The organism is Blautia hominis, assembly GCA_002270465.1.
GTDB classification, from domain to species: domain Bacteria; phylum Bacillota; class Clostridia; order Lachnospirales; family Lachnospiraceae; genus Blautia; species Blautia hominis.
Window position 1 is genome coordinate 914,047 of record NQOF01000002.1, and the last position, 19,665, is coordinate 933,711.

Below are 19,665 nucleotides of genomic sequence, written 5' to 3' on the forward strand. Positions count from 1 at the left end.
CCCGGTTATGAGAGAAAACCGTTTTCTTTTAAATAATCATATGCCACCTTGTAGGGATCTTTGTTTTCCACATCTATCATATAGTTCATTTCTGTACACAGTTCGTTGCTGAATTTACCTTCCAGAGAATCGAATACCTCTTCCAATTCAGGGTGATCTTTAAATAGGTCAGCTCTCACCAGATAAGCCCCATTGTATTCCGGGAAAAAATTTTTATCATCTTTCAGAGTGGTAAGTTCAAATTTACGGTTCAATCCGTCTGTTGTATATACAATGGTAACATCCATGTTGCCGGAACTCATTCCCGTATATTTGAGTCCTCGGTCGATAGTAATTCCCTCTTGAAAGGAGAGACCGTAAAAATCCACAAACGCATCATAATGGGTAGACCCTTCATCAAAGAACTCATGCTCAGCCGCAAAAACCAGGTCGGGTGCGTGCTTTTTCAGATCGCTGACGCATTTCAGATTATATTTTTCGGCCAGTTCTTTATTCACAGCAACAACATATGTGTTTTCTTCTCCCAGCTTAGGTGTCAGCATAACGTTTGCCGATTCCTTCCCCAGTTGATTGGCATAGTCATAAAGAGAAGTTCCTTTAGGGACATCCGAAGGATCTTTGCCCAGATAGGCTGCCAATAACGAGCCGTCGTAGGACATATAAATATCCATCTTTCCTTCTTTTATCTGTTCAAATGCCAGATTGCTCGCCATTGGGTCCTGTACATCTACTTTTAACGAAGTCTTATCTTCGATCAGGATTTTTGCCACCTGGGTAAAAAACTTCATCTCCGCAAAATCCCCGTCAATAATGGTGACCGTATTCTCATCCTTTTTATCTGAACAACCGGAAAAGGTACATACCAGAACAAGACATGCAGAAAGTAGAAATGCTCTGTTCTTCCATTTTTTCATATTATATTAATCTCCCTATTTTCTTTTCATAAAATCCAAGAAGGTAGTCAAAACACATAGACATGACTAACAATACCAACGTTCCTTCCAGGATCAGATTCAGATTTTGTATCCGAATCCCGCGGTACAGAATGCTGCCCAGTCCTCCGCCGCCCACAAATGTTCCGAAGACAGCCACACCGACTGCATTGACTACAGTAATACGGATACCTGTCAATATGAAGGGAAAAGCCAGCGGAAATTCTACTTTCACGAGCTTCTGCCGGCGGTTCATACCCATAGCGTCCGCCGTCTCTTTCAGTAGAGGATTCACATGATTCAGACCTGTATTCGTATTTCGTACAACAGGCAGCAGCAGGTAAAGGATCATGGCAATAATGACGGTAAGGGAATTTGCCCCGAAGACAGTCATGAGCAGGCCCATTACGGCAAGAACGGGAACCGTCTGAATCAAATCCACTGCGGTGAGCACTATTTTCCCCAACTTCCCATGATAATAGGTAAAGATACCAAGAGGAATGCCTACTGCTATGACAACCGCACAGGAGACTACCACTAAATATAAATGTTCAAGTACCAGTTCAAGACTCATTTAATCCTCCTGTATTCCTTTTGAGACAACTATTTTTTCCAGCCTGTCAATCAGCAGGCGGAACACGATAGCCAGTATTGCAATTGGGATCGAACCAATCACAATATATTCCTTGACATTTGCATCAATTCCCCTGTAAATAAATTCGCCCAGTCCGCCCTGGCCGATCATAGCTGCAAGTATGGCCCAGCTCACGGTATAGATAAGGGACATTCGGATTCCGGAGAAAATCGCCGGCATGGCAAGGGGAAGTTCCACCCGAAAAAAAATCTGCTTGTGGTTCATACCACATCCCTGTGCAACTTCTATGATACCCGGTTCCACTTCTGCAAAGCCTTGGTAAGCATTCTTCAGGATGGGGAATATGGCATAAATGCTCAGTGCCAACACCACTGTAAACTTGGTCATTCCAAATTTAAGCATTAATAGTCCAATAAATACAATGCCGGGAACCGTCTGAAATACACTGATCACAGGCAATATAAACCCGGCGGCTTTCCGGATCCTGGACAGTACCCCTGCCAGAACCAGGGCTATGACAACTGCAATACCTACACTCACCAATACATATCCTATGTGCTGAAGGATGGCGATTCCTAATTTTTCAGCGTATTTATCCATAAATTCCTGCATATCACACCTGCCTGATAGAATTGAGGATCAGGCTCTCCACAGTGATTTCTCCCACCACAGATCCTGACTGGTTTCGGACATAAATTTTCCTGTTGTCAGACAAATCATAATTTCTCCCGATAGTTTCCAGGCTGTCTGTCTCCCGGACAAAAACAGCCCTTGCCGATTCCACGGGTTTTGCAAGGGGCTGCATCAGGTCTTTGGCGGACGTTTGTCCTTTTTCTGCTTCTACTTCCTGCAGACGTATGAACTGGGCAACCGTCTCATTTGCAGGATGCAGCACCATCTCTTTTGGGGAAGCTGTCTGGAGGATTTTCCCCTGATCCATAAAGACAATCCGGTCAGCCAGCTTCATGGCTTCATGCATATCATGCGTGATGAATAAAACGGTTATATGTAAATTTTTCTGAATTTTTTTCACTTCATTCTGCAGAATTTCCCTGGTTATCGGATCAAGGGCTCCAAAGGGTTCATCCATAATAATAATAGGCGGATTGACTGCCATGGCTCTCAAAACTCCGATCCGCTGCTGCTGTCCGCCGGACAGCTGGCGGGGATATTTCTTGGCATAGGAATCATAGGGCATATTCACCATGGACAATAATTCCCTGACCCTCTCTTTTGTTTTCTCCTTGTTCCATTTCAGAATTTGGGGAACAACCGAAATATTTTCCTCCACGGTCATATTAGGGAAGAGACCAATTTGCTGGATCACATATCCAATCATTGTCCGAAGCTGAATCAAGTCCATTTCTTTATTGTCTATGCCGTTGATCAGTATCTTCCCATCCGATGTCTCAAGCAGACGGTTCAGCATTTTAATGGCAGTTGTCTTTCCACACCCCGACGGCCCGATTATAACAACAAACTCTCCGTCTTCCACCTTCATGTTTATGTCCTGAATGATCAGTTGATCACCATAATACTTCCTGACATTTCTGTATTCAATCATTCTTTTTCTCCGTCGAAAACACTCTGTAAGCTGTTGTGATAAATATTGTAATAGTAACTGTTCAGTACCCTCACAGTTACAGGCAAAAATCCATGCAGAATCGCCTTTGGCGAGGGGATTTTTGCTTGGCTGCGGAATGCTATCTTACGGTCAGCGCAGTGTATGCGCAGGCCTACTGAATAGTTATTCGTAATAATCATTCTATCTCATTTGTCTGCAATATTCAATGCATCCATATGTATTCTTGCGTAATGATCAAATGACGGCAGTCCGCACGGGCTGCCGTCATTCCGGTTACAGATATTTTTCAATGATTGCCAGTTGTTCTGCCGAAATATCCGGTGCCTTGTAATCTGCGAGGCGCTGCTTCACCACCTGAGAAGCTTTTTCTTTTACACTAATGCTTCCCTCAGATTCCCAGGATTTGTAATCTTGTTTGACAAAAATATCAGGGACAAAATGTTCCGCGCGGTATTCCTTGGGTGTTCTCCCTTTCAGGAAGCTTCCTCTTGGTCCCACTGTTTGGATTCCGGACGTATAATCTTTCGTCTTATCGATCGCAATACCTTTATACAGCCGTTTAACCATTTTGATCAACTGTTCATCCACCACATATTTCTCAAGGGATGTAACATTAAATCCGCTTAGCATTCCGGCTGCAAAATAAACCAGATCCACATCGCTCAGGGTGCCGCACATGAGATTCAAAGCAGACTCTGCTCCTGCCTGATAATCAATATCTATGGCATCGTTCAGCGCTCCGGATGCCCGGAAAGGCATATGATAATATTTTGCCATTTTTGCCGTAGCAAGAGAGATCAGCGCTGTCTCACTTGAACCCAGAGACATGGATACCTTCCTAAGATTCGTTGATGTGGAGGTATTGCCGTAAAACACGGGAAGTCCCGGTTTCATAAGCTGGATCAGCGTGATTGCGGCCAGCAATTCCGCATTATTCTGAATAACCGTTCCAAGAAGTGACGCTTGGCTTGTCAGTACGGGGAGTGAACAGGTTGCCAACTGAATCGGCTGGTTGCGTTCACAGTAAACATAAAGTGCATCCAATGCCTCTTTGATATAAGCCAGCGGGGAAATAGGACTGACACAGCCAATCAGCACATGGCCTTCCTCCACACCAGTGAACCGGGAAACCATATCGATCAAATGGGAGGCGATCATTCCCGTATCTTCTTTTGCAGTCATCAGGGCAGTGATGGAGATCGGCAGAGTGGTGTACTTCAATAAAGCCGCCATCATATGATAGACTCTTTCGTTCCGGTCGATATCATAGACATCGCACAGATTCAAGTGTGTCATGTCGAGACAGTCACTTGTCTGTACCAGTTTACAGATATTTACATAATCATCCATAACTGCAAAGCGGAACTTCTCCTCATCAAGGATGTATGGCGGACTGCCTGCAGTACACATGGTCTTGCTCCCTCTGCCCATGGAATAAAGAGTTCCATCCGGTCTGTAGATCTCGAAAGAATCAACTACTGTGGAGAGGGCTTTGTCTACTAATTCTTTTGTAAAATACACGGTGACCCCATCAATCTTTGCCCCATTCTTTTTGAAGATCTCAATAGCCCTTGCGTCGTCAAAAACACATCCTGTCTCGGCCAATACTTTCAGGGACTGTTCATGGATAAAGTCTGCGTCTTCCTGCGTAAAGAAAAATTTTTCTAATTCCATATTATTTTTTTCTCCCTTATTCTAAATCTGCTTCTCTAACGTTTTGTACCTTCACAGGTATTATGCCTGTTTCTTTTCCCATTTCTTTTTGTAAACTCTGACCATCCATGCACAGAACAATGCACCTGCAGCGCTTACTGCAAGAACCCCAAAGATTCTCGTATATGCCCCCGCCGTATCATAAGTATCCAGCCATTTTCCGGCAATGGGGGATACAAACATATCCGGAATAAAACCAACCACGGAAAGGATACCGGATGCAGAGCCAAAGATTGCCGTTGGTACTTTTGTCTCAGTCATCATTGAGGAAGTCACTCCATAAGCTCCATTTAGGAAAAATGACAGGGCAATGATCAGGATCACTGAAGGAATAATAAACCCGGAGGTCTTCGGCGCAAAGGCCATGATCACAAGACTTGCTCCGGTGATAATCGTACATACTATAATTGTTTTGGACGGAGTTTTTTTCTCCGCAATGCCTCCTATGATCGGAGATGAAAAAAGGCTTGTCCCATAAGTCCTTATGGTTCCCACAACGGATGCAATGGCTGCCGTGGCCCCAATGGCAGTGAGGAAGGAAACGGTATATGCCAAAGAAGTATATATTGTGTAGATAAAGAACATACATAAGGTGGTGAGCCAGACCCCCGGATGCTTAAAAGCCTGTACAACTTCGTTTAAGTTGAATTTTTGCCGTTCCCCCTCAAATTCATCCTTGAATTTTGGGATAAATATGAAGGATAAAACTGCAAATATTGCATTGATGATTGCAAAGAACATCAATACCACATTAAACCCTTTGGTCGGATCCGCAAACATGCCAAAGATACCGATGGAAACAAAGCTGATAATAAGTCCTACCACGCCCACAATGCCATAAGAGAATCCAATGGTGGTGGCGTAGTTCTCTTCGGTGCTGACAAGACGGATGGCTTTATAACGAATGCCCCAGAAAATCAGTGTTGTACATAATCCGAATAACAGAAATATCACTTTTAATTCTGTATAACTCGGTACTGTTGAATACCAGAATGTGAGTACAGCACTCATGGCAAATCCAAGGGTAGCCAGATATTTAACTCTGACCTTGTCGGCCAGAACACCTCCGGGTAGATAAGCAATTGTGGCTGTAGTTCCATACAATCCATACAAAACACCCAACTGCGAATTTGTAATCTTCAGACCGTCAATAACCTGGTCATAAAACGTATATCTTGCCAGATATGTCAGATAGACCACATAGGCTCCGGAGCTGATGATCGCCACCACCATCCACTTGGTAAATTTGCTGACAGAACCGGCTGATGCTTGTAATTCTTTGCCCATAAAAACCTCCTTCTACACGTTAAAAACTTATGCCAGAGCCTGTTCCCACTCTTTGCAATAGCTGATGGTTGTCTGGGGACTGCTGGCCCACGCATTTGCGCCTGTCTGGTCGCAGACCTCCTGGTTCACCGGTGCCCCGCCAATGATAACCTTCACCTGGTCCCGTATTCCGGCTTCCTGAAATGCGTCTATGGTATTTTTCATGGAATCAATTGCCAGTGTCAGCACTCCCGATAACCCAATGATATGTATATCCTCTTTTTTTGCGGTTTCCACGATCACATCCGCAGGTACATCTATACCTAAATCCAGGACATCAAAGCCGGAGGCTTCCAGCATAGATCTCACAATATTTTTCCCAATGTCATGCAGGTCATCTTTTACGGTACAGAGAATCATCTTTGTTTTTTCTCCGCCGGAACCGTCCTCTGTCACCAGGCCGTCTTTTAATATCTCCACAGCCTTTGTCATCAGTTCACCTGCGTAGATCAAGTCTCCCACGTAATACTCTCCGTCCTCAAACAGGCTGCCTACAATATCCATGCCCTTCTGACAGGCATCCAGGGCTTTTTGGGCATCCGAACCGCCTTCATCCATCACCTGTGTCAGGTTTTCCACCACCACATCTTCATCCAGATCTCCCATTGCCTCTGCCAATACCTTAAAATCAATCATGACGTCTATCCTCCTATTTTTGTTTTTCCTATCAATCCTTTTCTGTAAGCTCTGTTATATTTTCTGCCTCCTTTGTCAAACATACACAGCGCTTCACAGGCATAAATGGTACTCATCATATCCACATTGCAGGGGTCCATGATAGCCGAATCAAGTCCCGCCCGAATGGCATAAGCCATACAGTTTGCGTTTATGTACTTTCTGGCCGGCATTTCATAACTGATGTTTGAGATTGCACCCGTCACTTTTACCTCCGGGGCATATTCGTGGATGCCAACAATACACTGCTCAAAATCTTTCATAGAAGAGGGCATTGTGGACAATGCCATAACGCAGGGGTCAATATGCAGATGATCCAAAGCTACTCCGTACTTCACCGCTTTATCAATGATCCGTTTGGCAATATCCAGCTTTTTATCCGCCTGGGCAGGGATTCCCTCCTTATCGCAGGTTAATCCAAGAACGTTCCATTCAGTCCCTGCGATCAGTGGGAAAATAGTCTCACATTTGTCGCCCTCTTCATTCACGGAATTTACCATGCCTGGTTTTTTAAGGCGCCCCTCCCCGATGATCCTCGCAAGCAGCTTTGCGTCGGGACTGTCAATACTGACAGGCGTATCCGTCACTTCCTGGATTAGGTCGATCAGCCAGACCATGGTATCGTATTCCAGGCTTGGCGCAGTACTCGGTGCACAGTCAATGTAATGGGCGCCTGCCCCGGTCTGGGCAATGGCTCTTTGGCGTATCAAATCTGCATTTTTTTTCGCTATTGCCTCCCTGACGCTTGGAATTGCTCCGTTAATCTTTTCACCTATGATGATCACTTCTACCATCCTCCTCTCTCGTTTTGTATGTATATCTTGTCTATACAAGGATTATAACCTAAATTGGCAATAAGTCAACCTTTTTTTGATTTTTTATCAAAAAAGACTTTAATTTATTTTATTTTTTGTTATAATTGTATAATAACTGCTATAATTCAGCCTGCTAATGGGCTGCAGATTGCTGTTATAAGGATAAAAGACTGCTTTGCAAATAAATATGCAGATGGAGATTAGTATGAATTACCAAGAAGAATTGATAAAATCTATGGCACAACTGGATGAAGAAAACGTTCTCAAGTATATACAACTGATGCTTACATCAGGTTTTTCCAGGGAGGCCATACGCAAATATCTTACGGAAGGCTCTGAAGAAGTCGGATATTATTTCGCAAACGGGGAATATTTTATCGCCGACCTGATCGTGTCGGGAATGATTTATCAACACGCTCTGTCTCTTCTGACTCCACCGTTGGAATCCGGGGACCCCAAGCCTATCGGAAGGGCTGTGATCGGTGTCGTGGAAGGCGATATCCACGATATTGGCAAGGATATTGTAGTCAGTCTGCTGCGCTCCGAACGTTTTGAAGTGATTGACCTTGGAATAGATGTAAGACCCCAGCGTTTTGTTTATGCTCTGCGCAACTATAATCCCGATATCGTTCTGCTCAGCGGCCTGCTTGCCTCCTCCACTTTGTCAGTTGCAAGGACAATGAAAGAACTGAATGCCGACCCCTGCCGCAAAGAGACAAGAATTTTTATCGGCGGCCAATGTGCAAGCAGTCAGCTTTGTTCTCAGACTGGTGCGGATGGCTGGGCATATGATACCATCGTTACCATTGACTTTTGCAAGAAAGTGATAAAAGAACATCATGCCAAGAACAAGTAAGAAGAAACCACTTTACACAACAATCCACGGACAGCTTCGTTCTAAGATTTTCAATGGGTCTTTTCTCCCCGGAGAAATGCTGCCCTCCGAAAGCCAGCTCTGTTTGGAATTTCAGGCCAGCAGAGAGACGGTCAGAAAGGGGTTAAAAGAACTTGAGTCCGAGGGCTTGATCTACTCCCGGGCAAAAATCGGTTACTTTGTCTGTACCCCCCGCCATAGTGATTTTACAGTGAATTTTACGGAATATATCGAGGGGTGTACGACACAGTACAAAAATATCCACGGGATCCTTCCGGACGAACGAGTCCAGAAGGCTCTGGATATTCAGCCTAATCAGGTGGTCATTGAATTTGAGCAGCTCACGATCAATCCGGAGGGGGTTATCATTGCCTACAGCAAGAAATACCTTCCCTATGAGAAAGCGCATCCGTCTGTGGAAGGGGAGTTGAATTACGCTGTATTTCCGGAGATAACCATGCCAAAACTGGATACTTTTTCACTGTATACAAGTATCCGCATTTCGGCTGTTGCAGCGGATGATACGCTGGCTGAAATTATGCAGTGCAGCACGGGCGAGCCGCTGCTGCTTGTGGAGCGCTTTTTTATCCAGCAGGATGAACAACTGGCCGGCTATGCTTTATTCTATGTAAAACAGCCGTACGGGCAGTTAAACGGAATGTCCGGCTACCGTCTTTAAACGGAACAACGGCCGTGAATAGTAAAAGGAGAATGTATGAGCAGAATGATCGTTGCCTGTAAAACACTGAAAAATGAATTGAACACGGCTATGGCCGTCTGCGGATGTTCCTATGAGATCCGGTGGATTGAATCAGGTCTCCATAATTTCCCTAAAAAACTGCACAACACCATTCAGGATATCCTGGACCAGTGCGCCGGCTGTGATGAGATCCTTCTTGTAATGGGAGTCTGCGGAAATTCTGTTGTGGGAATCCGGACGCATGGTTTTAAATTGGTTATACCCCGCATTGATGACTGTATTTCCCTCCTTCTGGGTTCCGGCGCCCAGCGAAGACACAGCTCTGTCAGCGGCAGCACCTACTTTATGACAGAGGGATGGCTTGAGGGTGAACGCAATATCTGGAAAGAGTACGAGTATACAGTCAACAAGTATGGTTCGGAACTGGGGCAGGAAATATTTGATACTATGTTTCATAATTACCGAAACCTGGCGCTTATAGATACCGGCTGTTATGATATGAAAAAGGCCATTGCCGAGACACAGGAGATAGCCAAAAAACTGAATCTTACTTATATTCAGATACCGGGTACCATAGACTATCTGATAGAACTGCTGTCTCTTGAATGGGATCCTGAGAGATTTATCATCGTTGAGCCTCATTCTACTTTGGAAATGTCCCAATGCACTTGTCAGTAGAAAAACACAGGAAAGAACGCCCAGATCACCCTCTGCCGAGAGTGTCAGGACGTCCTTATTTTTTTACCTGTCTTTAGCTGGAATAATTCTCAAGAAAACTGTAAAGCTCATCTGTCCCCACGATCTCCTTGCCGCCCAGGACTTCAGCCTGTTCTTCGCTTGGCAGTGCCTCAAGGGGAATATCCGTGTATTCAAAGACTTCCTTTCCATCCTCCAGGTAAACCACCAGGCTGCCGTTTTCCATACGGATACAGTAGCGGGTCTCTTCATCGGACGCGGATACGTCCCCCAGCTCCTGTCTCAGTACCACCTGATCGTCTGCGTAGGAGGATACCCGATAGCGTTCCTTCACCAGTTTGCCTGTCTCGGAATTAAAAGATTCAAAAACATAATCACTGTCTCTGGAAAACGGGTTGGCGGAAACCTGTTTTCCCATCAAGGCACTCTCCTGCTCCAGGCGGTTCATCCGGTCTCTTAAAGAGGAGAGCTGATAACTCAGGAAAAACCCACAGCTCAGGAAAAAAATGGCAAAGACAAGGCCGATACTATAAAAAATTCTTTTCATGAAAGAATCACTCCTTTATTCATATAAACTCTCTATGAATATTAGTATCGGCCTTTTTTTCCACTTTATTCAGTTATTCCCTGCATTTTCAAAAGCTCTCAAAAGATTTCCCGCTTATTGGGCAGGAGCCGCCTCTGCACCGGTATCTTCCGGTGTCTCCGCCAAGTTTTCTGCTCCCTGCACCGCGTCCTGGTCTGCTGCCGGGTCGGGATTTTCTGCCGCTTCCGGTGCTGCCGGCTCCGGGCCTGTGATCTCCACCTGATCCGCATTGGTATCCTGAATAATACAGATCCAGGTTTTTCCCGGGTTCAGCGTAATTTCATTGCCGTTTGCGTCGTAGTAGTGGGTTGGCGCCCATTCGGAATCCTTTTTCCAGGTAATATCAATGGCCTGGCCTTCTGAGATATATTTACCGCTGCCGCCGGACATGACATTAATGTGCAGATAAGCGCTGTCCTCATAATTTTCCCAGGGACAATACTGCAGGATCACATTTTTGTAGGCAAGCTGTCCGCTTGTCAGCTCATCAATCTGCGGTTCTCCATACTGAAAACGGTAATAGAGTTTTTCCTCCGCATTATAGTCAAACCAGGGAGCATTTACAGAATAGCCGGGTTTTATGGTGGTTGCCGGGGTCCCTCCTGCTGGAGCAGCCTCTTTGCCCACCCATGCGAACTGGAAATGCCCTTTGTAATCCGCAGAATACTCCTGGCTGTAGCCATTGATCTCTATTCCCTTCTGCAGTCCCGCAAAACTAGTGTAAGCATTGTGGGGTGCCACCCGGTCTGTGGTGCGGTAATAAACCTCTGCCCCATAACCGGAAAGGCCGCTTAAATTATTGACTTCCGGAATCTCCAGGTAAGGAAGCGCGTAAGCTGCCTGTCCATAATGGGCATAGAGAGCTTCAAACTCCATTGCGTAGAAGATATAATAATCTCTGCAGCTTCTCACGGAACCAATTTTTTCCAGATTGTCATAATCTTCAAAAATACCCATAAGCCTGGTGATGCCGCCCTCCACAGGTGCCTCATATACCACACCGGCGTTGGCGATCCCCGCCTGGGGAACGGCTGCCTGGATGTTGTTCAGCATAACAGCCACAGGCCTTCTCTGGCCTATGGCAGGGCTTACATACTCCCCTGTCAGGTAGCTCTTCATCATACCTTCCGGAATCTGTTCTGTCTCCGGCTCTTTTGGCTGCAGGACAATTTCCTTGGCTTCTTCTTTTTCTTCCGGCTCCTCAACAGTCTCCTGCGGAACCTCTTTTTTCTCAACCTCTTTCTTTTTCCCACAGCCTGCAAGCAGCGTGGATGCACAGACGGCTCCAACCAGCAGCCATGTGAGATATTTTTTTGTTCTCATAATCTTCCTCCAAATTCTTATCTGCGGATGCCCAGTTCATCAAGGATGGATTCCTGTTTTGCTTCCATGACAGCAGCCTCTTGTTCTGACATATGGTCATAGCCCATCAGATGCAGCATACTATGGGCGACCAGAAACGCAAACTCCCGTACAGCTCCATGTCCGTACCGGTCAGCCTGTTCCAGCATCCTTGGCACTGCGATCATAATATCCCCTAAGATCAGCTCCCCTGTCTCAGGATGGAACGCATCCCCGGACTCCTCCGCAAAGGAGAAATCCCCCGGTGTATCATAATCCAGCATGGGGAAGGACAACACATCCGTTACCCTGTCTATCTCCCGGAATTCCCGGTTCGTTCTATGGATATCCTCATCTGTAGTGAGGACCAGGCTCACCTCCGCCTCATAAGGGCAGTTCTCAGAATCCAGAGCAGCTTCCACAACCTGCCGGGCAATGGCTTCATAATCAAACTCCATATCCCCGGGATACTCCTTGTCAATATTCAGTGTCATACATTTTCCTCCCCATTATTCGCTTTCGTAATTATTTCTGCTTTATTTATTTCTGCGGCTATGCTGCGGTCTGCCGGATTGTCCCGGTTTTTTATCAGCCTCCGCTTTTTCAAATGCCTTAACAATATCCTTTACAAGCCGGTTTCTGACCACATCCCGGTTGTTCAGGCGCACAATGCCGATTCCATCAATGGAACCCAGAATTGCGGCACATTTTTCCAGGCCCGATTCTGTGATCTTTGGAAGATCGATCTGTGTCACATCCCCGGTCAGCACCATTTTGGAACCCTCGCCCAGTCTGGTCAGGGCCATTTTGAGCGTTGAGAGGGAAGCATTTTGACTTTCATCTATTATTATGCTGGCCCTGTTGAGGGTTCTTCCCCGCATGTAGGCCAGAGGTGCAATTTCTATGGTTCCCCGCTCCAGATATTTCTGAACCTGCTCATTTCCCAGGATGTCGTTGAGGGCATCATAGAGAGGACGAAGATAGGGGTCCACCTTCTGGGATAAATCTCCGGGAAGAAAGCCCAGACGTTCCTCACCGGCTTCAATTGCCGGACGGCTCATGATTATGCGCTCAATATTTCCGTTTTTCAAATCTGCAACAGCCTGGGCAACTGCCAGGTATGTCTTGCCGGTACCGGCAGGACCGATACAGATGTTCACTGTGTTTTCCTTCAAGGCCCTGGCATAGTTCTTCTGTCCGATGGTCTTGCATTTGATGGGCCGGTTCCTGTGCGCAAGGACAATGACATCAGACATGGCCTTCATGGTCTCCTCAATCTCCCCTGCCTGAATGGATTCCAGCACACGGTAAACCACATCCCCGTCAATCTTTTCTTTCCTGTCATGAATGTCACGAAGGGATTTGAGTGTGCGCACTGCACTCTGTACCGCAGACTCCGTTTCTCCGAGAATCTCAACGTGAGAGTTTCTGGCGTTTATTGAAACAGACAGGGCGTTTTCAATGAGCTTGGCATTGCTGTCTTGAACACCGAAAACATCCATCTGCTGATCTAGTGTAAATTCTAGTTCCTGCTCCTGCAAATAAATTCTCCTCACTTTCCTGTATCATACAAAAACCCAGACTAAATTATACTGCAACTTACAGGCTTTTTCAAGCCCCGGACATTCTGATCTGATCTATAATATTATAAGGGATACATTTGAGATTATGGCACCGGTTACTGTTCACTCCGTGTCCGGTAACATGCTTCGCGATGCACAGATATGGAGCATTCTGCCCCATACCGCGCTGACTGCCTCGGGATCTTCATGCTTCCGGCATGATAACACCTGGTGCAGTGGCCTGTGTACAGTATCAGGCACCGGACAATGGTTTATACCTGTGTATGATCTAGAAATGCGCTGACGCTCTGCGGGGCAGCCCCCTCGTATTGTGTAAGAAGGGGACGCAGCAGAGCAGAAAAAGAATTACAGGACACAGTGTCCCTTGGCCTGCAGGCAGTTTTTTACTTCGCTGATGCAGTCTACATGAAGGATCATAATAGGCATTCCCGAACTGCGGTTGAAAGAAAGATAGAGATAGTCCACATTGATGTTGCTGTCCAGTAATGATATCAAAAGCCTGTCCAAAGCACCGGGGTTATCATCCAGCTCCACACCCAGAACATCTGTGTCACGGCAGATAAAGCCCTCTTTTGAAAGTGCATCAAGTGCCCTTTGCGGGTCAGAGACCACCATGCGGATAATGCCGTATTCGGCACTGTCGTTGGTGACAGACCCCATAATATTAATGTTTTCTCTTGCAAGGATACCGGTGACTGACTGCAGCATTCCTTTTTTGTTTTCTGCGAATATAGATATTTGCTTAAGCATAGATTCCCCTCCTGAAAATTAACTTATGTTAGTAAAATCGTAACTGTTTGGTACCGCCACAGTTACAAAAATCTAACACAAGTATATGTTCTGTCTCACCGTTCTGTCAACCTATTTCAGAAAAGCCGAAAACGCAAAAACACCCCGGAAGTGTCCCCGGCAGCTGAGGCAGGCTGTCGGGGGCAGATTCATTCTTCGGCTTCCTCTGTAGTTTGTGCGGGCTGTTCCAGTATCTCCACAGGTTGTTTTTCTGTGGATCTTTCTATGATGGTCAATTGTCCTTTTGCCACACAGACATTGTCCAGAACCTGGATCTTTACATTGTTTGCTTCTATCCGGACTTCTTTTTCACGCAGTGTTTCCAGCAGGAGGTCAAGCTGTTCCTGCGCTTTCTTTTCCGCGCCTTCCTTTGTATATTTGTAGGGCTTTGTGACACTCTCGTAATCTATACAGCTCCCATAAAAAATGGGAAGGCGGAAATTTTCGGTCACTCGCACCTGATGTAGTTTTGTCACTGTATCAAACTGGTCAAAGCGGTTTTTTCCTTTTAAGTTGATCACGTAATCTCCAAACTGCAGAACCGGGCCTTTTTTGGCTTCTCCGGTATAGACATTTTTTTGGAAGTGCATATTAAATTCATGGTAATACTGCATCTGTGACTGAATGTAAATATCTGCGTCAGATTCCGTATATTCATACCCCACCACTTCTTTACTGTCATTCATGATATCCACTCTTCCGGATACCAGTGTCTCACCCTTTTCGCAGGTTTCCCCCACCTTTTTGCACGGTGTGCCCTTTCTGGTGATCATGGAAACAATGGTGCCTGATTTTCCGGCAATTATACTGCTGGGATTCTCTTCTGTCTGTTTGATCATCTTGTTTGCCGTGGCATTTTCTTTGACTTCCAAAATGAGCCGTGTACCGGATATTTTTGCGGAAACCCAGGTGATATCAGGAAATTCCTTACGCATCTGTTCCGCTATGTAAGAGCAGTCCACATTCTTTTTTAATATGCCGTGATGGATTTGGATCTCATCCAGATAATTGAGTATGGTCTGGGTGCTATTGTGGCGGTTGCCCTCCACATGAATATTCCAGATATGCTGGGATAATACCATCAGCAGGCAAAAACCCGCTAAAATGCCGATAAAAAATGCCTTTCTTTTTTTGTTGCGGTAAAAAAAGAAGGGCAGTCCGTATTTTTTTATGATCTTCACACGGGAACCGGTCTTTCGGCATATGGGCTTCATCTGGTAGAATCCGGAAATGCTTACATTCATCTCATAAAAACCGCCGCGGTTCTGCAAATCCCAGATGGGGATGTTATGGTGGGCACACATATTCAGGAAACGTTCCGGGCCGCCGCTCTGCAGCCGGATGCGGACATAGCCTTTACAGTAATAATTCCAAGCCTTCAACTTTGTTACCTCCCATTTTCTTATAGAAAGGAAACACAACAGATGCTTCCCGTGATCTTCATTTCCTCGTTGGTGTAGTAGTCAATGGTGAGGTGGGTTCCCTCTATTTTTATAGCATCGTGTTTGGTGAGAAGGACAATGCAGGTGTCCTCGTATTGGCGGATGCATTTGTAATTCTCTATAAAAAGCTCCCTGGAGCCGGTCATGGTGAAGATGGCTTCCCGGTATGCCAGGTCTTTGGGAATTTGGAGGGAGTCGGCGATGCGGCCGGTGAGGGGGGTGGATTTTTTGCGCATGGGGGTCTCCGGGGTGATGTCTTACTATTATGAGTATGCGAAGAGGGGGGAAATGATGACAAAGGGGGAGGGGGAATGATGGAGGTAACGAGGACGGGGAATGACCCGGAAAGCAAAGGGGACAGGGAATAAGCCGGAAGGTCCAGGGGCGCGGATACCGGGTGAGCGAAGCGTTCGCCTGTCCCGAAGCTAACCTGCTGCCATTCTAAGTATATCGACAGTGGGATCTTCACCAAGTGACTGGCGCAGGTGCGTGGGGGATATGGGTCATTTTATGAATATGATGCCGAACCAGAGGATTTGGGTAGGGGACAAGGTGAAGTCAAGTTGGTATTTTTCAGCCAGTTCGCTGACGATGATGCCGTGGCTTTCCACGCAGGGATGCATCTTTCCCGGAAAACGGCAGGGGGCGGATGGGTAGGTGCAGGCTTCACAGATGTCACAGGATTCGGTAGAAAGGGCCATGCATTCACAACCCTGGGAGTTGATGAACTGCTCGATGGCGGCTGTAATATTTTCGTGTTCTTTGCGGGTAGACAGGGTCTCGTCAAAGTTAATGACATCAGTAACTTCCGCTATAGTGGAGAACAGGAAACATTCTTTGTAGGCTAGACAGCGGTGTTTACACTCTTCTACGCTCCCGACAGCAGGTGGGCAGGCCCAGGTCGTGTTGAAGCGTTCACACTCTTTTTCACAGATCCATCTGACACGGTAAGAAAATTCAATTTCTTCCGGGCTGAAAAAGGCGTACTGATAAACCGGATACTGGCAGATGAACGCTTCCAATCTTTCATGTGATATCATTGGTAAATCCTCTTCTTTCTCTCTTATTTCCTCTTTCATTTGTGTTTTATTATACAGGAAATGTCGTATAATGGCAACGCGGCTTTTGATTTTCTGGGATAATGAAATGCAGGAGATGTTGTGCCTGAAAACAAAGGAATAAAAGAAAGAAGGGATGGCTCATGCACAGAGAATCACCATTTGTAACGTGTCCGGTCTATGAGACGAGGTCTTTTAAGCTTAGGCTGGTAAGGAAGGAGGATGCGGCCGGGCTGCTGGCCTGTTATGCAGACAAAGATGCTGTTGGCCGTATGAATGCGGATCGCTGTACCAGCAATTTTTATTATCAGACCATGGAAGAAATGCAGGATTGCATTGCTTTTTGGTTGAGCGAGTATGAAAAAAAGTATTATGTGCGGTTTGCCGTTTTGTTTAAGGAGAACGGAAAAGCTGTGGGGACAATGGAGATTTACCCGGGCGAAAAAAGTGTGCTCCGCCTGGACCTGGCCTCAGAATTTGAACAGGAGGAATATGTGGAGGAGCTGCTGGTAAACGCGCTTGACCACTGGTACTTTGATTTTGGAATTGATGTGATCGTACTAAAGGCAGACAATACACCAAAGAGGCTGCCTGTATATGAAAAACTGGGATTTCGGGAATCTGATTTCAGAGCCGGCTGCGGGTATCTGGAGCGCGGGCAAAAGAAGTATTTTGATGTGAAAAAGGGGATTGCTTTCTGCGGGCTTGCCTGCTGTGTGTGCAGTGAAAATGAAATGTGCAGCGGGTGCAGAGGAGACACATGCATATGTGAAGAGAACTGTACAATACGCCCCTGCTGTCTCCAAAAGGGGATAGAGGGCTGCTGGGAATGCGAAGAGTTTCCCTGTAAAGAGAAGATGTTTGACAGTGTCCGCATCCGGGCCTTTGGTAAATATATAGAAGAATATGGAATGGACCTCCTGATGGAGAGGCTTAAGAAAAATGAGGAAGCAAAGATGCAGTATCATCATTATGGAAAGCTTACCGGGGATTATGACGGCCTGGAAAATGAGACAGCCGTCATAGCCCTGCTGCATGACAGGTAAAGATACGATCAAAATCTCAACGGAAAGGAAAATTACATGATATGATCTTACCATAATAAATTATATCGGTTTTCATGACAAAGGCACATTACTGACAGGCGGCTGCGGAGACACAAACGGCAAACCGCAGATACAAAACACGAAATATTTAAAGGAAGCCTTTGAATTTGGAAAGAATTTGTATGTTGATTAGTTTAGGACTGCGCCTCTGCTGCCTGAGGAGACACTTTTCGCGTATCTTTTCAGATATCCCTTTAATGTCTTTTCTTTTGGTTTCCAACCGGCCTTTCTAAGAGCCAGTTCCTCATCCGAAAGCAGGACATTGATCTTACAGTTTGGGATGTCAATTTCAATCATATCTCCCTCTTGGATCAGACCGATAGTTCCTCCGTCTGCAGCTTCCGGGGATACATGGCCGATGGCGGCGCCTCTGGTGGCACCGGAGAACCTTCCGTCCGTGATCAGTGCTACTTTGTCGCCAAGGCCGCTTCCCATTATGGCGGAGGTGGGATTGAGCATTTCCCGCATTCCCGGGCCGCCTTTGGGACCTTCATAGCGGATGATAACGACATCGCCTGCATGGATTTTTCCGGTATTGATCGCAGAAAGGGCGGCCTCCTCCCCGTCAAAAACACGGGCTTTTCCCGTGTGCTGCATCATTTTCTCGTCAACGGCAGATCTTTTTACCACACATCCCTCAGGAGCCAGGTTTCCTTTTAAGACAGCAATACCGCCCTGGGAACTGTAGGGATGTTTGGCTGTGCGGATAATGTTCGTATTCTTTATTTCACATCCACTGATATTTTCTTTTATGGTTTTCCCCGTACATGTGAGCAGCTCCGTGTGAAGGAGATTCTTCTTACTGATCTCGTTCATCACAGCGGGAATCCCTCCTGCCTCCTCCAGCTCTTCTATAAAATGATTACCAGCGGGGGCCAGGTGGCACAGATTGGGTGTCTTCTTAGAAATGTCATTGGCCATATCAAGGTCGATCTCGATCTCGCATTCATGGGCAATGGCCGGAAGATGAAGCATACTGTTTGTACTGCATCCCAGCGCCATATCAATGGTCAGGGCATTCTCGAATGCCTCTCTCACCATAATGTCTCTGGGCTTTACATCGTTCCTTACAAGTTCCATGATCTTTCGTCCGGTCTCTTTCGCAAGACGCAGCCTTGCACTGTAGACAGCGGGAATGGTGCCGTTTCCCGGAAGAGCCATTCCCAGGACTTCGGTCAGACAGTTCATACTGTTGGCGGTGAACATACCGGAACAGGAACCACAGGTGGGACAGGCCTTTTTTTCGTAAGCACAGAGAGTATCCGTATCTGTTCTGCCTGTTTTGAAGGAACTGACAGCCTCCGATACAGTGGAATAGCTGATCCTCTCTTTCCCGTAAATACCGGCAAGCATAGGACCTCCGCTCACAAAAACAGCAGGGATATTCAGACGAGCCGCTGCCATGAGAAGGCCGGGGACATTTTTGTCACAGTTTGGCACCATGACAAGACCGTCAAAAGGGTGTGCCATGGCCATAGCTTCGGTGGAATCTGCGATCAGTTCTCTGGTTACCAGGGAGTATCTCATCCCTTCATGGCCCATTGCGATCCCATCACACACCGCAATGGCAGGAAATACAACCGGGACGCCGCCTGCTTCGGAAACGCCCTGTTTGACAGCCGCCACCACCTTATCAAGATTCATATGTCCCGGGACGATCTCATTTTGTGAGCTTACAATTCCGATCAGCGGTTTCTCCAGCTCATAGTCTGTCAGGCCAAGTGCATAGAGCAACGCTCTTTGCGGAGCGGCATCCACTCCTTTTTTGATTCTGTCACTGCGCATAAACTTACCTCCTACTTGATTTTCCTGTATTATATCGCATTAGTTGTATACTGTCAATGTTGAT

21 protein-coding genes and 1 pseudogene are annotated in these 19,665 nt (G+C 46.3%); 4 read left to right on the top strand and 18 right to left on the bottom strand.

The genetic code is table 11. The features are described 5' to 3' along the window. Window positions 1–5: 5 nt before the first annotated feature. The 8 genes from CI595_RS10170 to CI595_RS10205 all read right to left on the bottom strand — a co-directional run bounded on the left by CI595_RS10170 (window position 6) and on the right by CI595_RS10205 (window position 7,620). Entirely contained in the window at window positions 6–914 is a 909-nt protein-coding gene (locus CI595_RS10170; RefSeq protein ID WP_095173118.1) for a glycine betaine ABC transporter substrate-binding protein, read from the bottom strand. Window position 915: 1 nt separating this feature from the next. Then, window positions 916–1,506: an ABC transporter permease gene (locus tag CI595_RS10175; RefSeq protein ID WP_095173119.1), complete on the bottom strand. Its 591-nt coding sequence runs from the start codon at window positions 1,504–1,506 to the stop codon at window positions 916–918. Then, entirely contained in the window at window positions 1,507–2,139 is a 633-nt protein-coding gene (locus tag CI595_RS10180; RefSeq protein WP_095173120.1) for an ABC transporter permease, read from the bottom strand. Window position 2,140: 1 nt separating this feature from the next. After that, window positions 2,141–3,091 carry an ABC transporter ATP-binding protein gene (locus CI595_RS10185; protein WP_095173121.1) on the bottom strand — a complete coding sequence of 317 codons (951 nt, stop codon included), beginning with the start codon at window positions 3,089–3,091 and terminating at the stop codon, window positions 2,141–2,143. A gap of 294 nt (window positions 3,092–3,385) precedes the next feature. Continuing rightward, entirely contained in the window at window positions 3,386–4,786 is a 1,401-nt protein-coding gene (locus CI595_RS10190; protein WP_095173122.1) for a trimethylamine methyltransferase family protein, read from the bottom strand. Window positions 4,787–4,846: 60 nt separating this feature from the next. Further along, the gene (locus CI595_RS10195; protein WP_095173123.1) at window positions 4,847–6,112 is read right to left on the bottom strand and encodes an MFS transporter; all 1,266 of its coding nucleotides are present in this window, start codon (window positions 6,110–6,112) and stop codon (window positions 4,847–4,849) included. A gap of 27 nt (window positions 6,113–6,139) precedes the next feature. Then, window positions 6,140–6,787 carry a cobalamin B12-binding domain-containing protein gene (locus CI595_RS10200; protein WP_095173124.1) on the bottom strand — a complete coding sequence of 216 codons (648 nt, stop codon included), beginning with the start codon at window positions 6,785–6,787 and terminating at the stop codon, window positions 6,140–6,142. A 5-nt stretch (window positions 6,788–6,792) separates the two neighbouring features. Further along, entirely contained in the window at window positions 6,793–7,620 is an 828-nt protein-coding gene (locus CI595_RS10205) for a dihydropteroate synthase (protein WP_243135136.1), read from the bottom strand. A 226-nt stretch (window positions 7,621–7,846) separates the two neighbouring features. Between CI595_RS10205 and CI595_RS10210 the strand changes: the two genes are divergently transcribed. Genes CI595_RS10210 through CI595_RS10220 form a run of 3 tightly spaced genes read left to right on the top strand, consistent with a single transcriptional unit; the run spans window position 7,847 to window position 9,893 of the window. After that, window positions 7,847–8,497 carry a cobalamin B12-binding domain-containing protein gene (locus tag CI595_RS10210; protein ID WP_162291848.1) on the top strand — a complete coding sequence of 217 codons (651 nt, stop codon included), beginning with the start codon at window positions 7,847–7,849 and terminating at the stop codon, window positions 8,495–8,497. Then, window positions 8,481–9,194, top strand: coding sequence for a GntR family transcriptional regulator (locus CI595_RS10215; protein WP_095173126.1), 714 nt, complete (start codon window positions 8,481–8,483; stop codon window positions 9,192–9,194). The genes CI595_RS10210 and CI595_RS10215 overlap by 17 nt, the downstream gene beginning before the upstream one ends. Window positions 9,195–9,230: 36 nt before the next feature. Next, complete coding sequence (locus CI595_RS10220) at window positions 9,231–9,893, top strand: DUF1638 domain-containing protein (protein ID WP_095173127.1); 663 nt, start codon at window positions 9,231–9,233, stop codon at window positions 9,891–9,893. Between the two features lie 73 nt (window positions 9,894–9,966). Here the strand turns inward: CI595_RS10220 and CI595_RS10225 are convergent, their stop codons facing one another. The 9 genes and pseudogenes from CI595_RS10225 to CI595_RS10260 form a co-directional block, all read right to left on the bottom strand. Continuing rightward, complete coding sequence (locus CI595_RS10225) at window positions 9,967–10,458, bottom strand: hypothetical protein (RefSeq protein ID WP_095173128.1); 492 nt, start codon at window positions 10,456–10,458, stop codon at window positions 9,967–9,969. A 114-nt stretch (window positions 10,459–10,572) separates the two neighbouring features. Then, on the bottom strand, window positions 10,573–11,124 hold the full coding sequence (locus tag CI595_RS27330) for a DUF3048 C-terminal domain-containing protein (protein ID WP_390409413.1): 552 nt from the start codon (window positions 11,122–11,124) through the stop codon (window positions 10,573–10,575). 57 nt (window positions 11,125–11,181) lie between these two features. Next, a pseudogene (locus CI595_RS27335) lies at window positions 11,182–11,820 on the bottom strand (DUF3048 N-terminal domain-containing protein); the annotation flags it as partial. 17 nt (window positions 11,821–11,837) lie between these two features. Next, window positions 11,838–12,332, bottom strand: coding sequence for an rRNA maturation RNase YbeY (gene ybeY, locus CI595_RS10235; RefSeq protein WP_095173130.1), 495 nt, complete (start codon window positions 12,330–12,332; stop codon window positions 11,838–11,840). Between the two features lie 42 nt (window positions 12,333–12,374). Next, a complete protein-coding gene (locus tag CI595_RS10240; RefSeq protein ID WP_330397266.1) occupies window positions 12,375–13,379 on the bottom strand; it encodes a PhoH family protein in 1,005 nt (334 codons plus the stop codon). A 387-nt stretch (window positions 13,380–13,766) separates the two neighbouring features. Continuing rightward, a complete protein-coding gene (locus CI595_RS10245) occupies window positions 13,767–14,171 on the bottom strand; it encodes an ACT domain-containing protein (protein ID WP_095173131.1) in 405 nt (134 codons plus the stop codon). Window positions 14,172–14,359: 188 nt separating this feature from the next. Further along, on the bottom strand, window positions 14,360–15,592 hold the full coding sequence (locus tag CI595_RS10250) for a sporulation protein YqfD (RefSeq protein WP_095173132.1): 1,233 nt from the start codon (window positions 15,590–15,592) through the stop codon (window positions 14,360–14,362). A 20-nt stretch (window positions 15,593–15,612) separates the two neighbouring features. After that, window positions 15,613–15,888, bottom strand: a complete 276-nt coding sequence (locus tag CI595_RS10255; RefSeq protein WP_065541832.1) for a YabP/YqfC family sporulation protein — start codon at window positions 15,886–15,888, stop codon at window positions 15,613–15,615. Window positions 15,889–16,155: 267 nt separating this feature from the next. Continuing rightward, the gene (locus CI595_RS10260; protein WP_095173133.1) at window positions 16,156–16,692 is read right to left on the bottom strand and encodes a DUF2284 domain-containing protein; all 537 of its coding nucleotides are present in this window, start codon (window positions 16,690–16,692) and stop codon (window positions 16,156–16,158) included. Between the two features lie 161 nt (window positions 16,693–16,853). Between CI595_RS10260 and CI595_RS10265 the strand changes: the two genes are divergently transcribed. Further along, window positions 16,854–17,756 (top strand): DUF3795 domain-containing protein, encoded by a 903-nt coding sequence (locus tag CI595_RS10265; protein WP_095173134.1) that lies wholly within the window; start codon window positions 16,854–16,856, stop codon window positions 17,754–17,756. Window positions 17,757–17,945: 189 nt separating this feature from the next. Here CI595_RS10265 and ilvD read toward each other — a convergent pair whose 3' ends face one another. After that, a complete protein-coding gene (gene ilvD / locus CI595_RS10270; protein WP_095173135.1) occupies window positions 17,946–19,601 on the bottom strand; it encodes a dihydroxy-acid dehydratase in 1,656 nt (551 codons plus the stop codon). Between the last annotated feature and the right edge of the window lie 64 nt (window positions 19,602–19,665).